The 21,047-nt window shown below is 69.7% G+C and carries 20 protein-coding genes; 14 read left to right on the top strand and 6 right to left on the bottom strand.

Features of this window, described 5'->3' with window-relative positions; all coding sequences use genetic code 11:
• The first annotated feature begins 32 nt into the window (after positions 1-32).
• Together miaB and BRW65_RS19210 are read left to right on the top strand one after the other, a co-directional pair.
• Positions 33-1,562 (top strand): tRNA (N6-isopentenyl adenosine(37)-C2)-methylthiotransferase MiaB, encoded by a 1,530-nt coding sequence (gene miaB / locus BRW65_RS19215; RefSeq protein WP_139273182.1) that lies wholly within the window; start codon positions 33-35, stop codon positions 1,560-1,562.
• Positions 1,550-2,167 (top strand): Rv2732c family membrane protein, encoded by a 618-nt coding sequence (locus BRW65_RS19210; protein WP_084187879.1) that lies wholly within the window; start codon positions 1,550-1,552, stop codon positions 2,165-2,167. Before miaB ends, BRW65_RS19210 begins: the two co-directional genes overlap by 13 nt.
• Here the strand turns inward: BRW65_RS19210 and BRW65_RS19205 are convergent.
• A complete protein-coding gene (locus tag BRW65_RS19205) occupies positions 2,164-3,525 on the bottom strand; it encodes a DUF349 domain-containing protein (RefSeq protein WP_073877364.1) in 1,362 nt (453 codons plus the stop codon). The two genes, BRW65_RS19210 and BRW65_RS19205, sit on opposite strands and share 4 nt — an antisense overlap.
• A gap of 232 nt (positions 3,526-3,757) precedes the next feature.
• On the opposite strand from BRW65_RS19205, the gene BRW65_RS31795 reads away from it, so the two are divergent.
• The 8 genes from BRW65_RS31795 (at position 3,758) to BRW65_RS19170 (ending at position 13,170) form a co-directional block, all read left to right on the top strand.
• The gene (locus tag BRW65_RS31795; RefSeq protein WP_167374070.1) at positions 3,758-3,931 is read left to right on the top strand and encodes a hypothetical protein; all 174 of its coding nucleotides are present in this window, start codon (positions 3,758-3,760) and stop codon (positions 3,929-3,931) included.
• Between the two features lie 154 nt (positions 3,932-4,085).
• Positions 4,086-5,054 (top strand): DMT family transporter, encoded by a 969-nt coding sequence (locus tag BRW65_RS19200; RefSeq protein WP_073877362.1) that lies wholly within the window; start codon positions 4,086-4,088, stop codon positions 5,052-5,054.
• Positions 5,055-5,087: 33 nt separating this feature from the next.
• A complete protein-coding gene (locus tag BRW65_RS19195; protein WP_073877360.1) occupies positions 5,088-5,777 on the top strand; it encodes a hypothetical protein in 690 nt (229 codons plus the stop codon).
• A 7-nt stretch (positions 5,778-5,784) separates the two neighbouring features.
• A complete protein-coding gene (miaA, locus tag BRW65_RS19190; RefSeq protein ID WP_073877478.1) occupies positions 5,785-6,729 on the top strand; it encodes a tRNA (adenosine(37)-N6)-dimethylallyltransferase MiaA in 945 nt (314 codons plus the stop codon).
• 51 nt (positions 6,730-6,780) lie between these two features.
• Positions 6,781-7,665 carry a diaminopimelate epimerase gene (dapF, locus tag BRW65_RS19185; protein ID WP_073877358.1) on the top strand — a complete coding sequence of 295 codons (885 nt, stop codon included), beginning with the start codon at positions 6,781-6,783 and terminating at the stop codon, positions 7,663-7,665.
• Between the two features lie 46 nt (positions 7,666-7,711).
• The gene (gene hflX / locus BRW65_RS19180) at positions 7,712-9,133 is read left to right on the top strand and encodes a GTPase HflX (protein WP_073877356.1); all 1,422 of its coding nucleotides are present in this window, start codon (positions 7,712-7,714) and stop codon (positions 9,131-9,133) included.
• Positions 9,134-9,226: 93 nt separating this feature from the next.
• The gene (locus tag BRW65_RS19175) at positions 9,227-10,387 is read left to right on the top strand and encodes an acyl-CoA dehydrogenase family protein (RefSeq protein WP_073877354.1); all 1,161 of its coding nucleotides are present in this window, start codon (positions 9,227-9,229) and stop codon (positions 10,385-10,387) included.
• Between the two features lie 521 nt (positions 10,388-10,908).
• Positions 10,909-13,170, top strand: coding sequence for an LGFP repeat-containing protein (locus BRW65_RS19170; protein ID WP_432206439.1), 2,262 nt, complete (start codon positions 10,909-10,911; stop codon positions 13,168-13,170).
• An 11-nt stretch (positions 13,171-13,181) separates the two neighbouring features.
• Here BRW65_RS19170 and lexA read toward each other — a convergent pair whose 3' ends face one another.
• Positions 13,182-13,880 carry a transcriptional repressor LexA gene (gene lexA / locus BRW65_RS19165; protein WP_073877350.1) on the bottom strand — a complete coding sequence of 233 codons (699 nt, stop codon included), beginning with the start codon at positions 13,878-13,880 and terminating at the stop codon, positions 13,182-13,184.
• A 290-nt stretch (positions 13,881-14,170) separates the two neighbouring features.
• Here lexA and BRW65_RS19160 point away from each other — a divergent pair, with 290 nt between their 5' ends.
• The 3 genes from BRW65_RS19160 (at position 14,171) to BRW65_RS19150 (ending at position 15,770) form a co-directional block, all read left to right on the top strand.
• On the top strand, positions 14,171-14,665 hold the full coding sequence (locus BRW65_RS19160) for a LysM peptidoglycan-binding domain-containing protein (protein ID WP_073877348.1): 495 nt from the start codon (positions 14,171-14,173) through the stop codon (positions 14,663-14,665).
• A gap of 127 nt (positions 14,666-14,792) precedes the next feature.
• Positions 14,793-15,257 (top strand): transcriptional regulator NrdR, encoded by a 465-nt coding sequence (gene nrdR / locus BRW65_RS19155; protein ID WP_046184812.1) that lies wholly within the window; start codon positions 14,793-14,795, stop codon positions 15,255-15,257.
• Positions 15,258-15,284: 27 nt separating this feature from the next.
• On the top strand, positions 15,285-15,770 hold the full coding sequence (locus BRW65_RS19150) for a peroxynitrite isomerase (protein WP_073877346.1): 486 nt from the start codon (positions 15,285-15,287) through the stop codon (positions 15,768-15,770).
• 14 nt (positions 15,771-15,784) lie between these two features.
• On the opposite strand, the gene BRW65_RS19145 is transcribed toward BRW65_RS19150, so the two are convergent.
• The 3 genes from BRW65_RS19145 to BRW65_RS19135 are packed head-to-tail and all read right to left on the bottom strand — an operon-like array spanning position 15,785 to position 18,558.
• Positions 15,785-16,471, bottom strand: coding sequence for a PhzF family phenazine biosynthesis protein (locus BRW65_RS19145; RefSeq protein ID WP_073877344.1), 687 nt, complete (start codon positions 16,469-16,471; stop codon positions 15,785-15,787).
• Positions 16,472-16,517: 46 nt separating this feature from the next.
• Complete coding sequence (locus BRW65_RS19140; RefSeq protein ID WP_073877343.1) at positions 16,518-17,549, bottom strand: alpha/beta fold hydrolase; 1,032 nt, start codon at positions 17,547-17,549, stop codon at positions 16,518-16,520.
• A 46-nt stretch (positions 17,550-17,595) separates the two neighbouring features.
• Positions 17,596-18,558 (bottom strand): proteasome assembly chaperone family protein, encoded by a 963-nt coding sequence (locus tag BRW65_RS19135; protein ID WP_073877476.1) that lies wholly within the window; start codon positions 18,556-18,558, stop codon positions 17,596-17,598.
• A 187-nt stretch (positions 18,559-18,745) separates the two neighbouring features.
• Between BRW65_RS19135 and BRW65_RS19130 the strand changes: the two genes are divergently transcribed.
• On the top strand, positions 18,746-19,585 hold the full coding sequence (locus BRW65_RS19130) for a trypsin-like serine peptidase (protein WP_073877474.1): 840 nt from the start codon (positions 18,746-18,748) through the stop codon (positions 19,583-19,585).
• On the opposite strand, the gene sthA is transcribed toward BRW65_RS19130, so the two are convergent.
• Positions 19,582-20,997, bottom strand: coding sequence for a Si-specific NAD(P)(+) transhydrogenase (sthA, locus tag BRW65_RS19125; RefSeq protein WP_073877340.1), 1,416 nt, complete (start codon positions 20,995-20,997; stop codon positions 19,582-19,584). The two genes, BRW65_RS19130 and sthA, sit on opposite strands and share 4 nt — an antisense overlap.
• Positions 20,998-21,047: the final 50 nt, after the last annotated feature.

Genomic DNA, 21,047 nt, shown 5'->3' with positions numbered 1-21,047 from the left:
TGTATTCGCCGTACCATGGCCCCGTGACTTCGATGGTGGCGCCCGACGCCGGACCCGCGGCCGCGCGGGGCCCGGATTCAGCGCGCACCTACCAGGTCCGCACCTACGGCTGCCAGATGAACGTCCACGACTCCGAGCGGTTGGCGGGTCTGCTGGAGACCGCCGGTTACCGGCGCGCCCCCGAGGGCGCCGACGCCGACGTGGTGGTCTTCAACACCTGCGCCGTCCGCGAGAACGCCGACAACAAGCTCTACGGCAATCTCAGCCACCTGGCCCCGCGCAAGCGCGGCAACCCCGAGATGCAGATCGCGGTCGGGGGCTGCCTGGCCCAGAAGGACCGGGACGCGTTGCTGCGCAAGGCGCCGTGGGTGGACGTGGTCTTCGGCACCCACAACATCGGATCGCTGCCCACGCTGCTCGAGCGGGCCCGGCACAACAAGACCGCCCAGGTGGAGATCGCCGAGTCGCTGCAGGAGTTCCCGTCCTCGCTGCCGAGCGCGCGCGAATCGGCTTACGCCGCTTGGGTTTCGGTCTCCGTCGGGTGTAACAACAGCTGCACCTTCTGCATCGTGCCCGCGCTTCGCGGTAAGGAGGTCGACCGCAGCCCGGCCGACATCCTGGCCGAGGTGAGGGCCCTGGTGGACGACGGCGTGCTCGAAGTCACGCTGCTGGGCCAGAACGTCAACGCCTACGGGGTGTCCTTCGCGGACCCGGCGCTGCCCCGCGATCGCGGCGCCTTCGCGCGGCTGCTGCGGGCTTGCGGGGACATCGACGGGCTGGAACGCGTGCGATTCACCTCCCCGCACCCGGCCGAATTCACCGACGACGTCATCGAGGCCATGGCGCAGACGCCGAATGTCTGCCCCGCCCTGCACATGCCGCTGCAGTCGGGCTCCGACCGGGTGCTGCGGGCGATGCGGCGCTCCTACCGGGCCGAGCGCTACCTCGGCATCATCGACCGCGTGCGCGCCGCCATGCCGCACGCCGCCATCACCACCGACTTGATCGTCGGGTTTCCCGGCGAGACCGAAGAGGACTTCGCCGCCACGCTGGACGTGGTCCGGCAGGCCCGGTTCGCTGCCGCGTTCACCTTCCAGTACTCCAAGCGGCCCGGCACCCCGGCCGCCGAACTCGACGGGCAGCTCCCGAAAGCCGTTGTGCAGGAACGCTACGAGCGGCTGGTCGAGCTGCAGGAGCAGATCTCGCTGGAGGGCAATCGCGCGCTGATCGGCCAGACCGTGGAGTTGCTGGTCGCCGCCGGCGAGGGGCGCAAGGACACCCGCACGGCACGAATGACCGGCCGCGCCCGCGACGGCCGCCTGGTGCATTTCGGCTTGGACAACTCCGGGGCCGACCGCGTGCGCCCAGGGGACGTCGTCACCGCGGTGGTCACCCAGGCGGCTCCGCACCACCTCATCGCCGACTCCGGCATCCTCAGCCATCGCCGAACGCGCGCCGGCGACGCGCACGCCGGCGGGCAGCGCCCGGGCGGCGTCGGCCTCGGCATGCCCGCCGTCGGACCCCCCGCCAGACCCACAGAACCCCTTGGATGTGCCCGATGATGGAAGAACACCCCGACTTCGACGCCCTGCGCTCGGAAATTGAGGCCGCCGAACGGCGGGTGGCGCGTGGATTCGACCCGGGCCCACGCGGTTTCGTCGTCGCGATCCTGGTTTTCGTGCTGCTGGGATCGTTCATCCTGCCGCACACCGGCTCGGTTCGGGGCTGGGACGTGCTGTTCAGTAGCCACGGCGCCGGCGCGGCGGCGGTGGCGCTGCCGTCGCGGGTGTTCGCCTGGCTGACACTGGTGTTCGGCGTCGGATTCTCCATGCTGGCGTTGGTGACGCGGCGCTGGGCGCTGGCTTGGATCGCGCTCGCGGGTTCCGCGCTCGCCGGGGCGGCCGGCCTGTTGGCCATCTGGTCGCGCCAGACCGTCGCCGCCGGCCACCCGGGCCCCGGGGTGGGGTTGGTCACGGCGTGGATCGTCGTCCTGGCGTTGACCTACCAGTGGGCGCGGGTGGTGTGGTCGCGCACCATCGTGCAGCTCGCGGCCGAGGAGCAGCGGCGCCGGGTCGCGGCACAGCAGCAGTCGAAGACGCTGCTGGACAGCCTCAACGACGAGCCCGACGGCCTGGGCAAGCCGGCGCCGCGGGATCCCGACGCCTAGGGCTTACGCGTCAGCGCCTCGGCGGCCGCCTGCGCCCACTGCCGCCACTGTTCGGCGTTGGCCGTGGCCTCTTCGGCCTCTTTGGTGCGGCCCGCCGCGGCGGCCTTCTCCGCCTGCTGCTCGTACTGTTCGGCGCGGACGCGGAACTGCTCGGCGCGGGCCTGCGCCTGGGGATCCGACCAATCGGTCTCGCCCGCGTCGCGCACCCTCTTCTCGACGGCACGCAGCCGGCGCTCCAACTCGGCGGACCGCTCTCGCGGCACCTTGCCGATGGCGTCCCACTTCTCGGCGATCGAGCGCAGCGCGGCCCGGGCCGCGTCGTGGTTGCCGGTGTCGATCTTCTCCGCTTCGGCCAGCAGCGCCTCCTTGGCCGCGGCATTGGCCCGCAACTCGGCGTCCTTCTCCGCCGTCGCCGCGTTGCGCGCCGTGAAGAACACGTCCTGCGCCGCCTTGAACCGCCGCCACAGGGCGTCGTCGACGTCCCTGGCCGCCCGGCCCGCCGCCTTCCACTCCGTGAGCAGCTTGCGGAACTCGGCGCTGGTGGCGGTCCAGTCCGTCGAGTCGGACAACGCCTCGGCGCGTTCGCACAGTCGTTCCTTGGCCTGCCGGACGCCCACGCGTTCGCGGTCCAGCTCGGCGAAGTGAGAGCCCCGCCGCCGGTTGAAGGCCTCGCGCGCGGCCGAATAGCGCTTCCACAGCGCGTCGTCGACCTTGCGGTCCAGGCCGCTGATGGTCTTCCACTCGTCGAGGATGGCCCGCAGCCGGTCACCGGTGGCCTTCCACTGCGTCGAGTTCGCGGCCAACTCCTCGGCCTCGGCGGCCAGCGCCTCCTTGCGCGCGGTCTGCGCGGCGCGATGCTCGTCGCGGCGCGAGCGCTCCTGCGCGACGGCGGTCTCGACCTGGTCGATGAGGCTGGCCAACCGGTTCGCCAGCGCGTCGACGTCGCCAAGCACGGCCGCCGTCGGCAACGCTTCGGCCAGCTCGGACGCGTGGGCCTTGATCTTGCGGGCATCACCGGTCCCCGCCGCGAGCCGCTCCTCCATGAGCGCGATCTCGGTGCTCAAGTCGTCGAAGCGGCGACCGAAGTGAGCGAAAGCGGCTTCGCGGTCACCGGCCTGCCAGGAGCCGATGATGCGCTCGCCGGCCGCCGAAATCAGCCAGACCGTGCCGTCATCGTCGACGCGCCCGAACTGATGCGGATTGCTGCGCGGAGGCGCGGGAATCGGGTGGACGACGGGCCGCGGCGCCGTGCTCGACGGCCGGGGGCCGGGACGCGGTCCCGGGCGTGGCACCGGGCGTGAAACCGGTTGGGGCACCGGCCCGGCCGGGCCCGGGCCCTGGGGTTCGTCAGCCGTCATGCGCTCGTCACCTACCCTTCGCGCGGTCGGAACTCCGCGCACCTGCCGCGCGTAGCGGCACCGTCTGCTGCACCTGTCGGCGGCCGGCACGGCTCTCCCAACAGCTGCTTAACAGTATTCAAGCAGCTTGTCGGCGCATCCGCCGCCACCTCGATCTTGCCGTTCGAGATGCATCCGCGCAGGCGCATCGGGTAGCACCCTTGTCTCCGATCCCGACTCGGGCGGAGAAACCATGGCCAAGGCGGACGTCGCCGCTTTGCTCGCGTTGGCATCCGCGCTCTGCGTCGCGATCGGTGACGCGCTGCAGCAGCGCGTGGCGGAATGCTGGTGCTGGCCGTCGCCGCGCGACCGGCGTAGTCGTGCCCGGGTTAACCAGATCGCCGCGTTGCCCACAGGGCTTCCTTAGGTTAATGCCGTATGAAACAAAGGGTGATTCGCTGAACGCGCCGCAGCGTGGGCGACGTCATACAGTTGTTGCTGAACTGATCGCAAATATTGCGTGTATTTGCCCGAGCCCCAGGGAAAGCTGGTCGGGGCAATCGTGAGGTGAGGGGTCTCTCATGTCGAAGGTTGATGTCGCGGCGTTGATTGCGTTGTGCGCGGCGCTGGCATCCGCGGTCGGCGACGTGATCCGTCAGCGGTCCGCGCAGGAGATCACGGACAAGCAGGTCGGCCACCTGGAGTTGTTCCGCATGTCGCTGAAGGACACCCGGTGGTGGCTAGGGGGCCTGGCGGCGATCATCAACTACAGCCTGCAGGCCGGTGCCCTGGCCTGGGGGTCGGTGGTGTTGGTGACCGCGCTGCAGGTCACGGCGTTGCTGTTCGCCCTGCCGATCTACGCGCGGCTGACGAAGCGCCGGGTGACCCGTTGGGAGTGGGTGTGGGCGGTGGTGCTCGCCGGCGCCCTGGCGGTGGTCATCATCGTCGGCGACCCGGCCTCGGGTCATCAGCGCGCGTCGGCCCAGACGTGGGCCATCGTGGCCGCGGTGATGGTGCCGCTGCTGGTGGCGTGTGTGGTGGCCGCGCGGGTCTGGTCGGGCAGCCCGTTTGCTGCCGCCCTGCTCGCGGTGGTGGCGGGTTCGGCGCTGGCGTTGTTCGCGGTGCTCACCAAGGGGATCGTCGAGGTGGGCGAGGACGGCCCGCTGGCCGTGCTGACCGCGCCCGAGTTCGTCCCGTGGCTCCTGCTGGCGCTGACCGGGATGATCTTCCAGCAGTCGGCGTTCCGCGCCGGTGCGCTGACCGCCTCCATGCCGACGATGACCGTGGCGAAGCCCGTGGTGGCCGGCCTGCTGGGCATCTTCGTGCTCGGCGAAACACTGCACGCGGACGGGCCCAAGGCCTTCGTGCTGGTGGCGGCGATCGCGGTGGTGATCGTGGCCACGGTCGCGCTGGCCCGCGGCGAGGCCGCCACCATAGTCGCCGAGGTCGGCCGAGACGACGGAAGCATCGCGCCGGGCGCGTCGTCGTCCGCGGAGGGCGAGGCCGCCCCTTTTAGCACCGGCCCGGTAGTCGCGGCTGCCGAGGCCTGAGCGCACGCGTCGGCGAACCATTAGTTTGGTGGCGTGCTCAGCGGGATTGCCATTGTTCCCTCGGCGCCGCTGCTGGTGCCCGAGCTCGCCGGAGCGGCCGCCGCGGAGGTGACCGACCTGGTGGCCGCGGCGCTGGCGGCGGCCGCCTTTCTGCCCGCCCGCTGGACCGTCATCGGGACCGCGGCACGCGACGGGGTGTGGGGACCCGACGCGGCCGGTACGTTCGCGGGTTTCGGTGTGGACGTCCGGGTCGGGCTTTCCCCGCGGGCCGGCTCGGAGCCGCCCGCCGGGCTGCCCGTATCGGGGCTGCTCGCCGGCTGGGTCCGTGGCCAGGTTCGCCCCGACGCGACCGCGGAGGCCCGGATCTATCGCGCCGACCACGACGCCGAGACCGCCCTGGCCGAGGGCCGGGCGTTGCGCGCCGAGTTGGACCGGTCGCCCGAGCCGATCGGGGTGCTGGTCGTGGCCGACGGCGCCAACACCTTGACGCCGGCCGCACCCGGCGGTTACGACCCGGCCAACGCCGACGCGCAGCTGGCCCTCGACGACGCCCTGTCAAGCGGCGACGTCGCCGCCCTGGCGCGGCTGCCGCGCCAGATCCTGGGCCGCGTCGCCTTCCAGGTGCTGGCCGGCCTGGCCGAGCCCGGGCCGCGGTCGGCCAAGGAGCTCTACCGGGGGGCGCCCTACGGCGTGGGCTACTTCGCCGGTGCCTGGCAGGTCTGACGTGACCGTGCGACCACTGGCGATCATCGGCCCGACCGGAACCGGCAAGTCACAGCTGGCGCTCGATGTCGCCGAACGGCTCGATGCCGCCGAGATCGTCAACGCCGACGCGATGCAGCTCTATCGCGGCATGGACATCGGCACGGCCAAGCTGCCGATCGGGCAACGCCGCGGCATCCCGCATCACCAGCTCGACGTGCTGAACGTCACCGAGACCGCGACGGTCGCCCGCTATCAGGGTGCCGCCGCCGCGGACATCGAGGCGATCGCCGCCCGCGGCGCCGTCCCGATCATCGTCGGCGGCTCCATGCTCTACATCCAGTCCCTGCTCGACGACTGGTCGTTCCCCGCGACCGATCCCGCGGTCCGGGCGCGCTGGGAGCAGCGGCTGGCCGAGGTCGGCGTCGGCGGGCTGCACGCCGAGCTGGCCCGCCGCGACCCCGCCGCCGCGGCGGCGATCCTGCCGACCGACGCCCGGCGCACGGTGCGGGCGCTCGAGGTGGTCGAGCTGACCGGCCGGCCGTTCGCCGCATCCGCGCCACGCATCGGCACCCCGAGGTGGGACACGGCCATCGTCGGATTAGATTGCGAGACAACGATTCTGGACGAGCGGCTGGCCCGTCGCACCGCCGCCATGTTCGACCACGGCCTGGTCGACGAGGTCAGGGCGCTGCTCGGCGAGGGCCTGCGCGACGGGGTCACCGCGTCGCGCGCCCTGGGCTACGCCCAGGTGATCGAGGCGCTCGACGCCGGAGGCGGCGCTGAGCGGCTGCGGGACGCGCGCGAACAGACGTACGTGGGCACCCGACGCTACGTGCGCCGGCAGCGGTCCTGGTTCCGCCGCGACCACCGGGTGCACTGGCTGGACTCTGAAAAAGACTCTGAAAAAGGGGGGGCAGACGGCGCCCGGCTCATCGACGAAGCGCTGGAGGTTCTGGGCCACGTATCCTGAGCAGGTGATTCGTGCCGACGACGATACCGCCGTAGCTGGGGAGCGGCGCGCATGATGTTCGCGAAGGGCCACGGCACCGAGAACGACTTCGTGGTGCTCCCGGACGCGGAGGCCGCGCTCGACCTCAGTGTCGCTCGGGTGGCCGCCCTGTGCGACCGGCGGCGGGGATTGGGCGCCGACGGGGTGCTGCGGGTCACCACCGCCGGGGCCGCGCTGGCGGCCGGCGTGCTGGACCGGCTGCCCGACGGCGTGGCCGCGGCCGACTGGTACATGGACTATCGCAACGCCGACGGGTCCGTCGCCCAGATGTGCGGCAACGGCATCCGGGTGTTCGCGCACTACCTGCGGGCCAGCGGCATGGAGTCCCGCGACGACTTCGTGATCGGGTCGCCGGCCGGCCCTCGGCCGATCACCGTGCACCACGCCGGCGCGACGCACGCCGACATCACCGTCGACATGGGCAAGGCCAACACCCTCGGCAGCGGGGGACCCGCCTTCGAGGCGACCGTCGGGGGCCGCCGGTTTTCCGGCTTGGCGGTCGACGTCGGCAATCCGCACCTGGCGTGCGTGGATCCCGATCTGACCGCCGAAGAACTGGCCGGGCTCGACGTGGCGGCGCCGGTGAGCTTCGACCACGCCCAGTTCCCGGAGGGCGTCAACATCGAGATCCTCACGGCACCCGCCGATGGCGCGGTCCGGATGCGAGTGCATGAGCGTGGCGTCGGGGAGACCCGCTCCTGCGGCACCGGCACGGTCGCGGCCACGGTCGCCGCGTTGGCCGCCGCCGGGGCGGACACCGGCACGCTCAACGTGCGGGTGCCGGGCGGCGACGTCGTCGTCACCATCACCGACGCCACCAGCTACCTGAGGGGACCGTCGGTATTGGTGGCGCGCGGAGAGATCAGCGGGGAATGGTGGGACGCGCAGCGACGTTAATTCGAGTGCACGACGCCGATCCGCCGTGCATCATTCTGTATTGCCTATGACACATCCTGAATTCCGCAATCGCGCTGTGCCGGAGCCGAGCACCGGCGAACTAGCCCTGGAAGAACGGTCGGCGCTGCGCCGCGTCGCCGGCCTGTCCACCGAACTCGCCGACGTATCCGAAGTCGAGTACCGCCAGCTCCGGCTGGAACGCGTCGTGCTGGTAGGCGTGTGGACCGACGGCACCGCCGCCGACAGCGAGGCCAGCATGGCCGAGCTGGCCGCCCTGGCCGAAACCGCCGGCTCCCAGGTGCTAGAAGGGCTCATCCAGCGCCGCGACAAGCCCGACCCGTCGACCTACATCGGCTCGGGCAAGGCCCAAGAGTTGCGCGAGGTGGTGCTGGCGACCGGCGCCGACACCGTGATCTGCGACGGTGAACTGTCCCCGGCGCAGCTCACCGCGCTGGAAAAGGCGGTGAAGGTCAAGGTCATCGACCGCACCGCGCTGATCCTGGACATCTTCGCCCAGCACGCCACCAGCAGGGAGGGCAAGGCGCAGGTGTCGCTGGCCCAGATGGAATACATGCTGCCGCGGCTGCGCGGCTGGGGTGAGTCGATGTCCCGACAGGCCGGTGGTCGCGCCGGCGGCAGCGGGGGAGGCGTGGGCCTGCGCGGTCCCGGTGAAACCAAGATCGAGACCGACCGCCGCCGCATCCGCGAACGAATGGCCAAGCTGCGCCGCGAGATCAAGGACATGAAGCAGGTCCGCGACACCCAGCGCAGCCGCCGCCGGCAGAGCGACATGCCGTCGATCGCGATCGTCGGCTACACCAACGCCGGCAAGTCGAGCCTGCTCAACGCGCTGACCGGGGCCGGGGTGCTGGTGCAGGACGCGCTGTTCGCCACGCTGGAGCCCACCACCCGTCGCGCCGAGTTCACCGACGGTCGCCCGCTGGTGCTCACCGACACCGTCGGGTTCGTCCGGCACCTGCCGACCCAACTGGTCGAGGCGTTCCGCTCCACGCTGGAGGAGGTCGTCGACGCCGACCTGCTGCTGCACGTCGTCGACGGCTCCGACGTCAAGCCGCTGGCCCAGATCAACGCGGTGCGCGAGGTGATCTCCGACGTCATCGCCGACCATCGTGGTGACCCGCCGCCCGAGCTCTTGGTGGTGAACAAGGTCGACGCCGCGAGCGGCCTCACGCTGGCCGAGCTGCGGCACGCGCTGCCCGGCGCCGTGTTCGTCTCGGCCCGGACCGGCGAAGGCATCGATGCCCTGCGATGCCGGATGGGCGAGCTCGCCGTTCCCGCCGACACGGCCGTGGATGTGGTGATTCCGTACCACCGCGGCGACCTGGTGGCCCGGCTGCACGCCGACGGGCGCGTGCAGCAGGAGGAGCACAACCCCAACGGCACCCGGATCAAGGCGCGCGTCCCGGTGGCGCTGGCCGGGCGGCTGCAGGAGTTCTCGGCCGGCTGATCCGCCTCGGCTGCGTCACCCCGCCCCTGCCGACCAACCGTCTGGTTGGTATATGTTGGGCGACAGAGTTTCCAGCCGCCGGAGGTCATCCACATGGGCAGTGCCGTCAAGTACCAGCGCACCCTTTTCGAGCCGGAGCACGAACTGTTCCGCGAGTCCTACCGCGCCTTCCTCGATCGCCACGTCGCGCCCCACCACGACGAATGGGAGAAGGCGAAGATCGTCGACCGCGGCGTGTGGCTCGAGGCCGGCAAGCAGGGCTTCCTCGGCATGGCCGTCCCGGAGGAATACGGCGGCGGGGGCAACCCGGACTTCCGGTACAACACGATCATCACCGAGGAGACCACTTTCGGTCGCTACAGCGGCATCGGCTTCGGGCTGCACAACGACATCGTGGCGCCCTACCTGCTGGCCCTGGCCACCGAGGAGCAGAAGCAGCGCTGGCTGCCGAAGTTCTGCACCGGCGAGCTCATCACCGCCATCGCGATGACCGAGCCCGGCACCGGCAGCGACTTGCAGGGCATCAAGACCCGCGCCGTCAAGCAGGGCGATCACTACGTGCTCAACGGCGCAAAGACGTTCATCACCAACGGAATCAACTCCGACTTGGTGATCGTCGTCGCACAGACCGATCCGGACAAAGGGGCGCAAGGCTTTTCGTTGCTCGCTGTCGAACGCGGCATGGAGGGCTTCGAGCGCGGCCGGCACCTGGAGAAAATCGGGCTGGACGCGCAGGACACTGCCGAGCTGTCCTTCACCGATGTGAAGGTGCCCGCCGAAAACCTGCTGGGGCAGGAGGGCATGGGGTTCATCTACCTGATGCAGAACCTGCCGCAGGAGCGGATCTCGATCGCCATCATGGCGGCCGCGGCGATGGAGCAGGTGCTGGAAGACACGCTGCAATACACCAAGGAGCGCAAGGCATTTGGCAAGCCGATCGGCAGCTTCCAGAACAGCCGCTTCGTGCTCGCCGAGCTGGCGACCGAGGCAACCGTGGTGCGCATGATGGTCGACGAGTTCGTCCGCCTGCACCTCGACCACAAGCTGACGGCCGAACAGGCCGCGATGGCCAAGTGGTACTCCACTGAGAAGCAGGTGCATCTGATCGACCGCTGCCTGCAACTGCACGGCGGCTACGGCTACATGCGCGAATACCCCGTTGCCCGCGCCTATCTGGACGCGCGGGTGCAGACCATCTACGGCGGCACGACCGAGATCATGAAGGAGATCATCGGCCGCAGCCTCGGGGTCTAGCCCCGAGCACGGCGGCGTCATAGGAACGGTCAATTCGACCGTGGTCGGCAAACGCGGTCAATGCCCGCCGGGCGGCCCTTTTTCGGGTAGATCGCCGATGAGTTAATGGCTTCACGTACCGTCGGCGCATGTGTTTCGGGGACGTCCGCGCAATGGCGCATCGTGAAAGCGCGGCACGGCCGACGAGCCGGGCGAGTGCGGCCACCCTTCTGACCTATTCGCAGGCGCACGATGGGTTCGGGCGTCGGCACGTTGAGCCAGTCGGGAGGTGGGCGATGGCCCGGTTCGTCGCGATTTGAGCGTGGCTTGGCATCATTTCGACATCGGCGTGGTATCCGTTTTTGTAATATGCGTGATTTGACTTCGTATTTCTTGTTGGCTGGAGCAAAGTTATGCGAGCCCGGCGATAAGGCGGATCGGTGCGGGATTGTTTCCGGGCGGTCGGAGTACCGCCCTCTCGCCGCTTGTGCACTTACGGGCATAGCCGCTGATAGAGCCGTAGCCGTCGGCTGGGAGGCTTGGTGAACGGGCAGAGAGGTCACATGCGCAGGCTGGTCGGGAGCGCGCTGGTCACCTTGACCGCCATCGCTGCAACCGCCGCCTTGCTGGCGCCTTCGGCGGCGGCGTCTCCGATCGGCGACGCCGAGGCGGCCATGATGGCCGCCTGGGAGAAGGCCGGCGGCGACGGCTCACCGCTGGGCCCCCGGAAGGGCGACGTGTACCCCGCCGGCGACGGTTTCGAGCTGGACTTCGACGGCGGCAAGATGTTCTTCACGCCGGCGACCGGGGCCAAATTCGTCTACGGGCCGATTCTGGACAAATACGAAATGCTGGGCGGTCCCGCCGGCAGCGATCTGGGCTTCCCCGCGATCAATGAGGTGCCCGGCCTCGCCGGGCCCGACAGCCGGGTGGCCACGTTCTCGGCCAGCGACAAGCCGGTGATCTTCTGGACGCCCGACCACGGCGCGTTCGTGGTGCGCGGCGCGATCAACGCCGCGTGGGACAAGCTCGGCAGCTCGGGTGGGGTACTCGGCGTCCCGGTCGGCGACGAAACCTACAACGGCGAGGTGTCCGCCCAGAAGTTCAGCGGCGGTCAGGTCTCCTGGAACAGGCAGACCAAGCAGTTCACCACCGAGCCGGCGGGTCTGGCCGACCAGCTGAAGGGTCTGCAGGTGACGATCGATCCCGCCGCGGCCATCAACATGGCCTGGCGCGCCGCCGGCGGCCCGAATGGGCCGCTGGGCGTCAAGAAGGGTGCGCCGTACCCGATCGGCGGCGACGGGATCGTCCAGGACTTCGCCAACGGCAAGGTGTATTTCAGCCCGGCGACCGGCGCGAACGCCGTCGAGACCAACATCCTGGCCAAGTACGAATCGCTCGGCGGCCCAGCCGGCAGCGACTTGGGTTTCCCCACCGCCAACGAAGCCGACGGCGGCATCCCGTCCAGCCGCGTCGTCACCTTCTCCGGCGCCGACAAGCCGGTGATCTTCTGGACTTCGGAGCGCGGCGCGTTCGTGGTGCGTGGCGCGATGAAGGCGGCCTGGGACAAGCTGCGCGGACCGACGGGCAAGCTGGGCGCGCCCGTCGGCGACCAGTCCGTGGACGGCGACGTGGTCTCCCAGCAGTTCGTCGGCGGCAAGATCTCGTGGAACCGGGCGAAGAACACGTTCAGCACCGACCCGGCCAATCTCGCGCCGTTGCTGTCCGGCCTGCAGGTGTCGGGGCAGAACCAGCCGAGCAGTTCGGCGATGCCCGCCCATCCCAAGAAGTTCGCGTTGCAGTGGTGGTGGCTGCTGGCCGGCATTCCGGTGCTGGTGCTGATCGCCTTGGCCGGGTTGCTGGCTCTCGGTTGGCGTCGGCGCCGCGCCGCACGTGCGGGCGCCCCCTACGAGCCGCCCGCCGACCTCGACATCGGTTATGACGCGGGTGACCGGCATTGGGGCCACGACGACCCGAGCGCCGAGCAGTTCGCCCGTCAGCCGGAAACGTCCGATGCCGAGGCCGCCGGGCGGGTCAGCTGGCGGCGGCGCGACGCGGACGAGGGTGTTTACGGGGTCGAGGAGCAGGACCCCGACGCGGTGGACACCGACTCCTTCTCCGCGGTCTCCCCGGCGGCCCTGTCAGAGGCCGGCTATTCCGAAACGGAATCCGAATACGCCGAACCCGATTACGCCGAATCCGATTACGCCGAATCCGAATACGGCGAATCCGATTACGCCGAATCCGATTACGCCGAGACCGAGTACGTCGAAGCCGAGTACGCCGACGACGCGCACGAGGCCGCCCACCCAGAGGCCGACCGCGCGGGCGAGGAGTACGTGGACGCCGAGTACCTCGACGTCGCGGTGCCGCATACGCCTCCCGAGCACGACGGCGCCCCGGAAGCCGCGGCCCCGGAGCCCGAGTATCCCGATGTGGCCGTGCCGCACGTCGTCCCGTCGGACATAGCCGAGGCCGCCGCTCCGGAAGCCGTCGCGCCGGAAGCCGCCGCTCCGGAAGCCGCCGCCCCCGAAGCGGCCGTCGGCGCACCCGAGCGGCGGGGCGGACGGCACGCGGCCGCCGACGACGACGGCGACGCGGCGGCGGGCGCGCCCGGGCGCCCGACCATCCACCTACCGCTCGACGACCCGTACCAGGTGCCGGACGGGTATCCGATCAAGGCCAACGCCAGCTTCGGCCTGTACTACACGCCCGGCAGCCCGCTCTACCACGACACGCTCGCCGAAATCTGGCTGACCAGTGAAGAAGTCGCGCAGGCCAACGGATTCGTCAAGGCGGACTGACCCCGCCGGGACTAGACCTTGCGGATCACCGTGACGACCTTGCCCAGCACGGTCGCCTCATTGCCGGGAATCGGGTCGAACGCCGGGTTGTGCGGCATCAGCCATACCTGGCCGCCCGCCCGTTTGAACGTCTTCACGGTGGCTTCCCCGTCGAGCATGGCCGCGACGATGTCGCCGTTGTCGGCGACGTTCTGCTGACGCACCACCACCCAGTCGCCGTCGCAGATCGCCGCCTCGACCATGGAATCGCCGACGACCTTGAGCAAAAACAGCGTGCCCTCGCCGACCAGCTCGCGCGGCAGCGGGAAGACGTCCTCGACGGCCTCCTCGGCGAGGATCGGTCCACCGGCGGCGATGCGCCCGAGGACCGGCACATACGTCGGCTCCGGTAGGGCGTCCGAGCCGCCGACGTCGGTGGCGGGCGCCGCCACGTCGTCGTCGGCGCCGCGGACATCGACCGCCCGGGGGCGGTTCGGGTCGCGCCGCAGGTAGCCCTTGCGCTCCAGGGTGCGCAGCTGATGAGCCACCGACGACGTCGACGTCAGGCCGACGGCATCGCCGATCTCCCGGATGCTCGGCGGGTAACCGCGGCTGGTGACCGACGCACGAATGACGTTCAAGATGGTGCGCTGACGTTCGGTCAGCGATGAATCCACGGCGTGCAACCGACCGCCCGTGCCGGCCGATGAGGTGTCGCTGCTGTCGCTCATGGCACTGAATGTAACGCCACCGGGCCCAAGAATCAAACATGTGTTCGACTAGCGTGTCGTGTCGCCGCCACCCTGAGGGAAAACCGCCCTGAGGTCCTGAATCACAAAGGTGTAACTCTTCGGTAGATCGGGTATTTCAGCCGCATGTCAGCTCTAGCGGCCACCGACTTGTCGGTGGCATGGCCTAGCGTTCGACTCGTGCGACACGCTTCGCTCACATGTTCGGATTTCGAACACACGAGCGATACAGTCGAACAGCTGAGCGAATCAAGTTGACCGGAGGAACGCAGATGACAACCATCCACACGCTGGCGCCGCGTACCGGCAGCCCTCGGCGTCCGGTCAACGGACCGGTTCAGGGCCTCCGTTACGGCCGCGACGGGCTGGTCCGGTCCCGCCGCCCCGGCCCATCGAGGCCGGCGGGCGCGCCCACGCGCTATTACGGCACCGGTGTCGCGGTGTCAGCGGCGCCCCACCGCAAGCGTCCCGTCACGGTGGCGACCACGATCTGGCTGGCGCTGGCCGCCGGCGCGATCACGCTGTGGCTGGGCCTGGTCGGGAATGTCGGGCAGGTGCTCAACGGCGACTCCGGCAGTTCGGCCGCGCACGTCCCGGACCGGCTGGCCGTCGTGCGCGTGGAGGCGGGGGAGTCGCTGCAGGACGTGGCGCACCGCGTGGCGCCCGACGCGCCAGCCCGCCAGGTCGCCGACCGCATCCGCGAGCTCAACGACATGAACTCGCCGAACCTGGTGGCGGGCCAGACCTTGATCGCCCCGGTCGGCTGACGGCCGCCCGCTAACGGCCGGGCAGCGCCCACCAACCCTTCAGCGAGCTGGTACCCGCGCAGGTGAGCGCGCGGGTACGCTCGAAGTGCTGCGGTTACCTGGTTGTCGGCACGGCGAAGGAGCGGTCATGCATTGCCCGTTCTGTCGCCATCCCGATTCCCGGGTCATCGACTCGAGGGAAACCGATGAGGGGCAGGCCATCCGGCGCCGCCGATCGTGCCCCGAGTGCGGACGCCGTTTCACCACCGTGGAGACCGCGGTGCTGGCCGTGGTCAAGCGCAGCGGAGTCACCGAGCCCTTCAGCAGGGAGAAGGTCATCAGCGGTGTCCGCCGGGCCTGCCAGGGCCGCCAAGTCGACGACGACGCGCTCAACCTGCTGGCCCAGCAGGTCGAGGACACGGTGCGGGCCGCGGGCTCGCCGGAGGTCGCCAGCCACGAGGTGGGCCTCGCGATCCTCGGCCCGCTGCGCGACCTCGACGAGGTGGCCTACCTTCGGTTCGCCTCGGTGTATCGGTCCTTCGAGTCCGCGGACGATTTCGAACGCGAGATCCAGGCGCTGCGCGAACACCGGCAGGTGACGACGCCGAGCTGACGGGGCCCGGGGGCTAGTCTCGGTTTCATGCCCCCCGACTTGCATCCCGATCTCGCGGCCCTGGCGCCGCTGCTGGGCACCTGGGCCGGCCGGGGCGCGGGCGAGTACCCGACCATCCAGCCGTTCGACTATCTCGAAGAAGTCGTGTTCTCCCACGTCGGCAAGCCGTTTCTGGCATACGCGCAAAAGACCAAGGCGGCGGCCGACGGCAAACCCTTACACGCCGAGACTGGCTACCTGCGCGTGCCGCAACCCGGTCGCGTCGAACTGGTGCTGGCCCACCCGAGCGGCATCACCGAAATCGAGGTGGGCACTTGCGCGGTCGCCGACGACGTGATCGACATCGAGCTGTCCACCACGGACGTCGGCCTCACCCCGACCGCCAAAGAGGTGACGGCACTGGGCCGTTCCTTCCGCGTCGACGGCGACGAACTGTCGTATTCGGTACGGATGGGCGCGGTCGGGCAGCCCTTGCAGCACCACCTCGCCGCGGTGCTGCGTCGGCAGCGCTGAAGTCGGCCCGGGCGTCAGTCGAGGTGCCGCACACCGTCATTGACGCAGCGCCCGGCCACCCCCACCCAGCCCTCGGCGTTCCACGTCGTCTCGATGACCGAGCCCTTGCCCTGGGTGATGCGCAGGTCGCTGCTGAGGTAGTCGGTGAGCCGCATCGCCGCCGAGCCCGTCGCCTCGTCCTCCGGCACACCCAGGTTCCCGAAGAACCCGCGGGTGCGCAGGGTCCCGGCGTCCCGGTCGACCCAGGCCCACAGGTAGTGCGCGGTGTCGTCCGGGAAGTCGGCCGGGTCGGCGCCGAGAACGTCGTCGGCCGAATCGAACTCGTGGATGGCCAGCTCCGGTGCCCACTCCGAGCGTGCGCTGACCCCGGCCAGGTCACCCCGATAATTCACCTGCACGAGGCCGGCCGGCACCTGCAGGGTGTTGATCGGCGTGCCGCTCTCGCGCAGCCACCACGACGCGCCGACGGTGGGGTGCCCGGCGAACGCGATCTGGACCCGGGGGGTGTAGATGGTGGCGTGCGCCGTCGTCGACCCCGCACCCGGAAGATCGACGAAAACCGTTTCGCTGTAGCCCAATTGAGTCGCCAGCCGTTGCCGGTCGGCGGGTCCGACGTGGGCGGCGTTCACTACCCCGAGCGGATTGCCGAAATTGCCGTCCGCATCGGTGAACACCCGCAACACCGTGACGTCGATCCCCATGGACCGACTGTACGACCCCCGGGGCGGCCCCACCGCTCAAGGTGGGTCAGGTGGCGCTGCGTTCGTCGGAGCCCATCGCGTTCAACACGGCCACGCGGGTCGGGGCGGGGCCGCTGACGGCCTTCTCGCCGCCGCCGCTGCGCAGCAGCGCGCGCAGCGCGGCCTGATCGTATTCGGCGGGAGCCGTGGAGTCGATGAAGCGTTCGACGACGTCGATGAAGCGGCTTGGGTCGTCGTGGAACGGGAAGTGACCGGAGCCTTCGAAGATTTCGAGGCGGGAGCCCGGCATCGCGGCGTGCGCCATCCACGCGTGACGGACGGGGACCACCACATCCTTGGTGCCCCAGACGATCTGCACCGGGATGGCTTCGGTCAAGTAACAACGGTCGAGCATGGTGACGATCTGCCCGCGCCAGTCCACCACCGCGCGCAACGTGCGGCTGAAGGCCGCCGAGGCCGTGGGCTCCGGCAGGTCGTCGAGGATGCGCAGGACGTTGGGCAGGTCGCGGCCCAGGCCGGTCGATCCGATCGCCAGGCCCGCTATCCGCCCCGCCAGCTGCAAGGCCGGCAGCACGAGGGGGAGCCGCAGCAGGGTCAGGGCCTCGCTGCCCATCGGCAGCGACGCGAGCCGGAGCGCGACGTTGACGTCCTTGGTGACGCCACCGGCGGCAACCAGAATGAGCCGGTCGACCAGATGCGGGAACTGGTAAGCGAATTGCATCGCCACGCCGCCGCCCAGCGAATGACCGACGACCGTCACCCGCTCGATGTCGAGCACGCTGAGCAGGTCACGCATCCCGTTCGCGTAGGCGGCGACGGAGTAGTCGGCGCGCGGCTTGTCGGACCGCCCGTGACCGAGGAGGTCCGGGGCGATGACCGTGAACCGCTGAGCGAGTTTGGCCTGCACGGTGTTCCACGTGGTGGAGTTGTCCCCGATGCCGTGGACCAACAGGATCGCCGGGCCGTCACCGGCGATCCGGAAGGCCCGCTTGTAGCCGTGGATCGTGCGGAACTCCAGCCGGGGCTCCGCGACGTCACGCACCGGGCGGAGAGTGCTCTTGCGCTTCCGCTCGGTCATCTCGCCAACCTTCGGGTCGGGCCGCGACTAGGGCCGTGTGGAAATGTCAAACCTGGTCGTCGTCGTCGCGCTTCTTCTCCGCCTCCTGGGCGAGGAATCGCTCGAACTCTGCGCCAAGCTCGTCGCCGCTAGGCAGGTCCTCGTCGCGCGTTAGTAACGACCTGTTCTCCTGAGCGTCGATGAAGGCATCGTACTGTCGCTCGAGCGCGGTCACCACTTGAGCTACCTCCGCGCTCGCCTCGACCTGTTCGTCGATCTTGGTCCGGATCACCGCTGCCGCTTCGGTCAACGCGGTCAGCGGTAGCTCGAGCGACGCGATCTTGGCAACCTGCTCGAGCAGCGCCTCGGCCGCGGCCGGGTAGTCGGTCTGTGTCAGGTAGTGCGGGACGTGCACGGTATAGCCGACGACCTCGTGGCCGTGCTGGGCCATCCGGTATTCGAGCAGGTTGGACGCGCTGCCCGGGACCTGGATCTCAGAGATCCACGGGGTGAACTCGGCGATCAACTCGGGGTTGTTGGAGTGCGCGGTCATCGTGATCGGCCGCGTGTGGGGCACCGCCATGGGGACGGTGCCCAGGCCGATGGTCTGGCGCACGTTCAGGCGCTCGGCGAGCAGGCGCACGGCGGTGATGAAGCGCTCCCACTTCAGATCCGGTTCCATCCCGGCGAGCAGCAAGAACGGGGTGCCGATGGTGTCACGCAACGCGTACAGGCTCAGTTCCGGCTCCTCGTAGTTCGTGAAGTGATCGGTCTTGAACGTCATCAGCGGCCGCCGCGACCGGTAGTCCAGCAATTCGTCGATGGCGAAGGACGCCACCAGTTCGGTGTCCAGCGCGGCCTTCAGATGCGAGGAGGCCAGCCGGATCGCGTGGCCGGCGTCCGAGAAACCCTCCAACGCGTGCACCAGCACCGGGCCGCGGCCATCGGACGTCGACAACTGCGGCGCCGGCAGCTCGAGCTCGTACATGCCGGCCTGTCCCGGCTGATAGTGCGGGTCCTGACTAGCCATCGGGATCGCCTCCTCTCGAGGGTCCATCCAGGGTGCCCTACCAGTGTCCCCCGAATCGGTGGGCACCAATATCGATCAGCGGTGTGAAATTCGCGGTTAATCCGGAAGCGAACACGCCGGTCGGCCGTGGCAGCGTGTGCCGCGCGCGGCGACGCGTCGGAATCTGCTCGCCGCGCAGGTGTCAGGCATGATGAAACCGATGCGCGTACCGACCCTGCTGCTGTGCCTGGTGGTCGCCGTGGCGACGTCGGTGACGTCGTGCAAGCGGCCGCCGAACGACCGTGCGTCGGCCCCACCGGCGCCCGCCGTGCGCAGCAGCGCGCCGGCGCAGCGGCTGGCCCAGCCCCAGCAAAAGGCGGTGGCGGGGCCGGTGGAGCCGGACAAGCGCGTCGGCGCCATCTTCATCGACGGTGGGCCGCTGCACGTGTGCACGGGTTCGGTGGTGCATTCGACGGGCGGCAACCTGATGATGACCGCGGCGCACTGCCTGGCCGGGGCCTCCAAGATCACCTTCGTGCCGGGCTTCGCCGGGGACGCGCCGCCGGCCCCGGCCGACGTCTGGAAGGCCGACGCCGTCTACCTCGACCCCCGCTGGAGCGCGAGCAAGGATCCGAACGCGGACTACGCGATCGCGCGGCTGAGCAACGACGCCGGGGGTTCGGTGGAGGCCCGCGCCGGCCTGGCGCTGACGCTGGGCACGACGCCGCCGCCCGGCAGCCACGTCACCGTCATGGGCTATCCGGCCGGCGTGGGCGGCGCGCCCATCGGGTGTCAGGCCAGCACGTCGGTGACCGAGGGCGGTTTCCCCTCCTTCCCGTGCGAGGGGCTGGTGGACGGCACCAGCGGCGCGCCCTGGGTCAGCGGCACCACCCTCACCGGGGTGATCGGGGGTTTCGAGCGCGGCGGCTGCGCCGCAAACGTGTCGTATTCGGCGCCGTTCGACGCGCAGACCGCGCGGTTGCTGGCCCGCGCCGATGCCGGCGGCCCCGGCGATCCGGTTCCCGGTGAACTCGATGACAGCTGTTAGTGCCGAAACTGGTTGAGCGCCCGCACTTTGTTCATCACGTCGAGCGCGGCCACCTTGTAGGCCTCGGAAAAAGTCGGGTAGTTGAACACGGCGTCCACCAGGTATTCGACGGTCCCGCCGCAGCCCATCACGGCCTGCCCGATGTGCACCATCTCGGTGGCGCTGGTGCCGAAGATGTGCACGCCCAGCAGCTTGAGATCCTCGGTGGACACCAGCAGCTTGAGCATCCCGTAGGAGTCGCCGGCGATCTGGCCGCGGGCCAGTTCCCGGTACCGGGCCACCCCGACCTCGTAGGGGATCGCGTTCTTGGTGAGTTCGACCTCGGTGGCCCCCACGTAGGAAACCTCCGGAATGGAGTAGATGCCGATCGGCTGCAGCTCGGTGATGCCGTCGGTCGGCTCGCCGAACGCGTGGTAGGCGGCCAGCCGGCCCTGTTCCATGGAGGTCGCGGCCAGCGCGGGGAAGCCGATGACGTCGCCGACGGCGTAGATGTGCGGCACCTTGGTCTGGAAGAAGTCGTCGACGAAGATCCGGCCGCGGTTGTCGGCCTCCAGCTCGGCGTTGTGCAGGTCGAGGTGGTCGGTCTGGCCTTGCCGCCCAGCGGAATACATCACCGTTTCGGCGGGGATCTGCTTGCCACTGGCCAGCGTGGTGACGGTGCCCGCCGAGCCGACGTCGACCGCGGTCACCTCCTCGCCGAACCGGAAGGTCACCGCCAGGTCGCGCAGGTGGAACTTTAGGGCCTCCACGACCTCGGGGTCGCAGAAGTCCAGCATGTCGCTGCGCTTCTCGACGACCGTGACCTTGGTGCCCAGCGCGGCGAACATCGATGCGTATTCGATGCCGATCACGCCGGCGCCGACCACCACCATCGAGGTGGGCAACGACTTGAGGTCGAGGATGCCGTCGGAGTCGAGCACCCGCTCCTCGTCGAACTCCACGCCGGACGGCCGCGCCGGCCGGGTGCCGGTGGCGATGACGATGTATTTGCCGCTGACGGTTAGTTTTTCGCGACGCGAGGGGTCTTCGACCTCGATCGTGTGCGGGTCGACGAACCGGCCGTGGCCAAGCAACAAGTCGATGCGGTTGCGCATCAGCTGATTGCGCACCACGTCGACCTCCTTGCCGATCACGTGCTGGGTGCGGGCCAGCAGGTCGGCCGGGGTGATCTTCTCCTTGACGCGGTAGCTCGCGCCGTACAGTTCACGCTGGCTCATCCCGGTGAGGTAAAGGACGGCCTCGCGCAACGTCTTTGACGGAATGGTGCCGGTCTGGACGCACACGCCACCGAGCATCTGGCCGCGTTCGACGACCGCGACCGACTTGCCGAGCTTGGCCGACGCGATGGCGGCCTTCTGGCCGCCGGGCCCCGAACCGATGACCACCATGTCGTACTCTTGCGTCGAACTCATGGGCTAACAGTAGTTCAGCGGAACTCACACTGCTGGGTTCATGCACAGGC

Source organism: Mycobacterium paraffinicum, from assembly GCF_001907675.1.
Taxonomy (GTDB): Bacteria; Actinomycetota; Actinomycetes; order Mycobacteriales; family Mycobacteriaceae; genus Mycobacterium; species Mycobacterium paraffinicum_A.
This window is presented reverse-complemented; position numbering and strand designations above follow the sequence as displayed.

Excerpts from the sequence above, each read along its gene's own strand:
- miaB (WP_139273182.1), top strand. The coding sequence starts at position 33 with ATGGTGGCGCCCGACGCCGGACCCGCGGCCGCGCGGGGCCCGGATTCA.
- BRW65_RS19210 (WP_084187879.1), top strand. The coding sequence starts at position 1,550 with ATGTGCCCGATGATGGAAGAACACCCCGACTTCGACGCCCTGCGCTCG.
- BRW65_RS19205 (WP_073877364.1), bottom strand. The coding sequence starts at position 3,525 with ATGACGGCTGACGAACCCCAGGGCCCGGGCCCGGCCGGGCCGGTGCCC.
- BRW65_RS31795 (WP_167374070.1), top strand. The coding sequence starts at position 3,758 with ATGGCCAAGGCGGACGTCGCCGCTTTGCTCGCGTTGGCATCCGCGCTC.
- BRW65_RS19200 (WP_073877362.1), top strand. The coding sequence starts at position 4,086 with ATGTCGAAGGTTGATGTCGCGGCGTTGATTGCGTTGTGCGCGGCGCTG.
- dapF (WP_073877358.1), top strand. The coding sequence starts at position 6,781 with ATGATGTTCGCGAAGGGCCACGGCACCGAGAACGACTTCGTGGTGCTC.
- hflX (WP_073877356.1), top strand. The coding sequence starts at position 7,712 with ATGACACATCCTGAATTCCGCAATCGCGCTGTGCCGGAGCCGAGCACC.
- BRW65_RS19175 (WP_073877354.1), top strand. The coding sequence starts at position 9,227 with ATGGGCAGTGCCGTCAAGTACCAGCGCACCCTTTTCGAGCCGGAGCAC.
- lexA (WP_073877350.1), bottom strand. The coding sequence starts at position 13,880 with ATGAGCGACAGCAGCGACACCTCATCGGCCGGCACGGGCGGTCGGTTG.
- BRW65_RS19160 (WP_073877348.1), top strand. The coding sequence starts at position 14,171 with ATGACAACCATCCACACGCTGGCGCCGCGTACCGGCAGCCCTCGGCGT.
- nrdR (WP_046184812.1), top strand. The coding sequence starts at position 14,793 with ATGCATTGCCCGTTCTGTCGCCATCCCGATTCCCGGGTCATCGACTCG.
- BRW65_RS19150 (WP_073877346.1), top strand. The coding sequence starts at position 15,285 with ATGCCCCCCGACTTGCATCCCGATCTCGCGGCCCTGGCGCCGCTGCTG.
- BRW65_RS19145 (WP_073877344.1), bottom strand. The coding sequence starts at position 16,471 with ATGGGGATCGACGTCACGGTGTTGCGGGTGTTCACCGATGCGGACGGC.
- BRW65_RS19140 (WP_073877343.1), bottom strand. The coding sequence starts at position 17,549 with ATGACCGAGCGGAAGCGCAAGAGCACTCTCCGCCCGGTGCGTGACGTC.
- BRW65_RS19135 (WP_073877476.1), bottom strand. The coding sequence starts at position 18,558 with ATGGCTAGTCAGGACCCGCACTATCAGCCGGGACAGGCCGGCATGTAC.
- BRW65_RS19130 (WP_073877474.1), top strand. The coding sequence starts at position 18,746 with ATGATGAAACCGATGCGCGTACCGACCCTGCTGCTGTGCCTGGTGGTC.
- sthA (WP_073877340.1), bottom strand. The coding sequence starts at position 20,997 with ATGAGTTCGACGCAAGAGTACGACATGGTGGTCATCGGTTCGGGGCCC.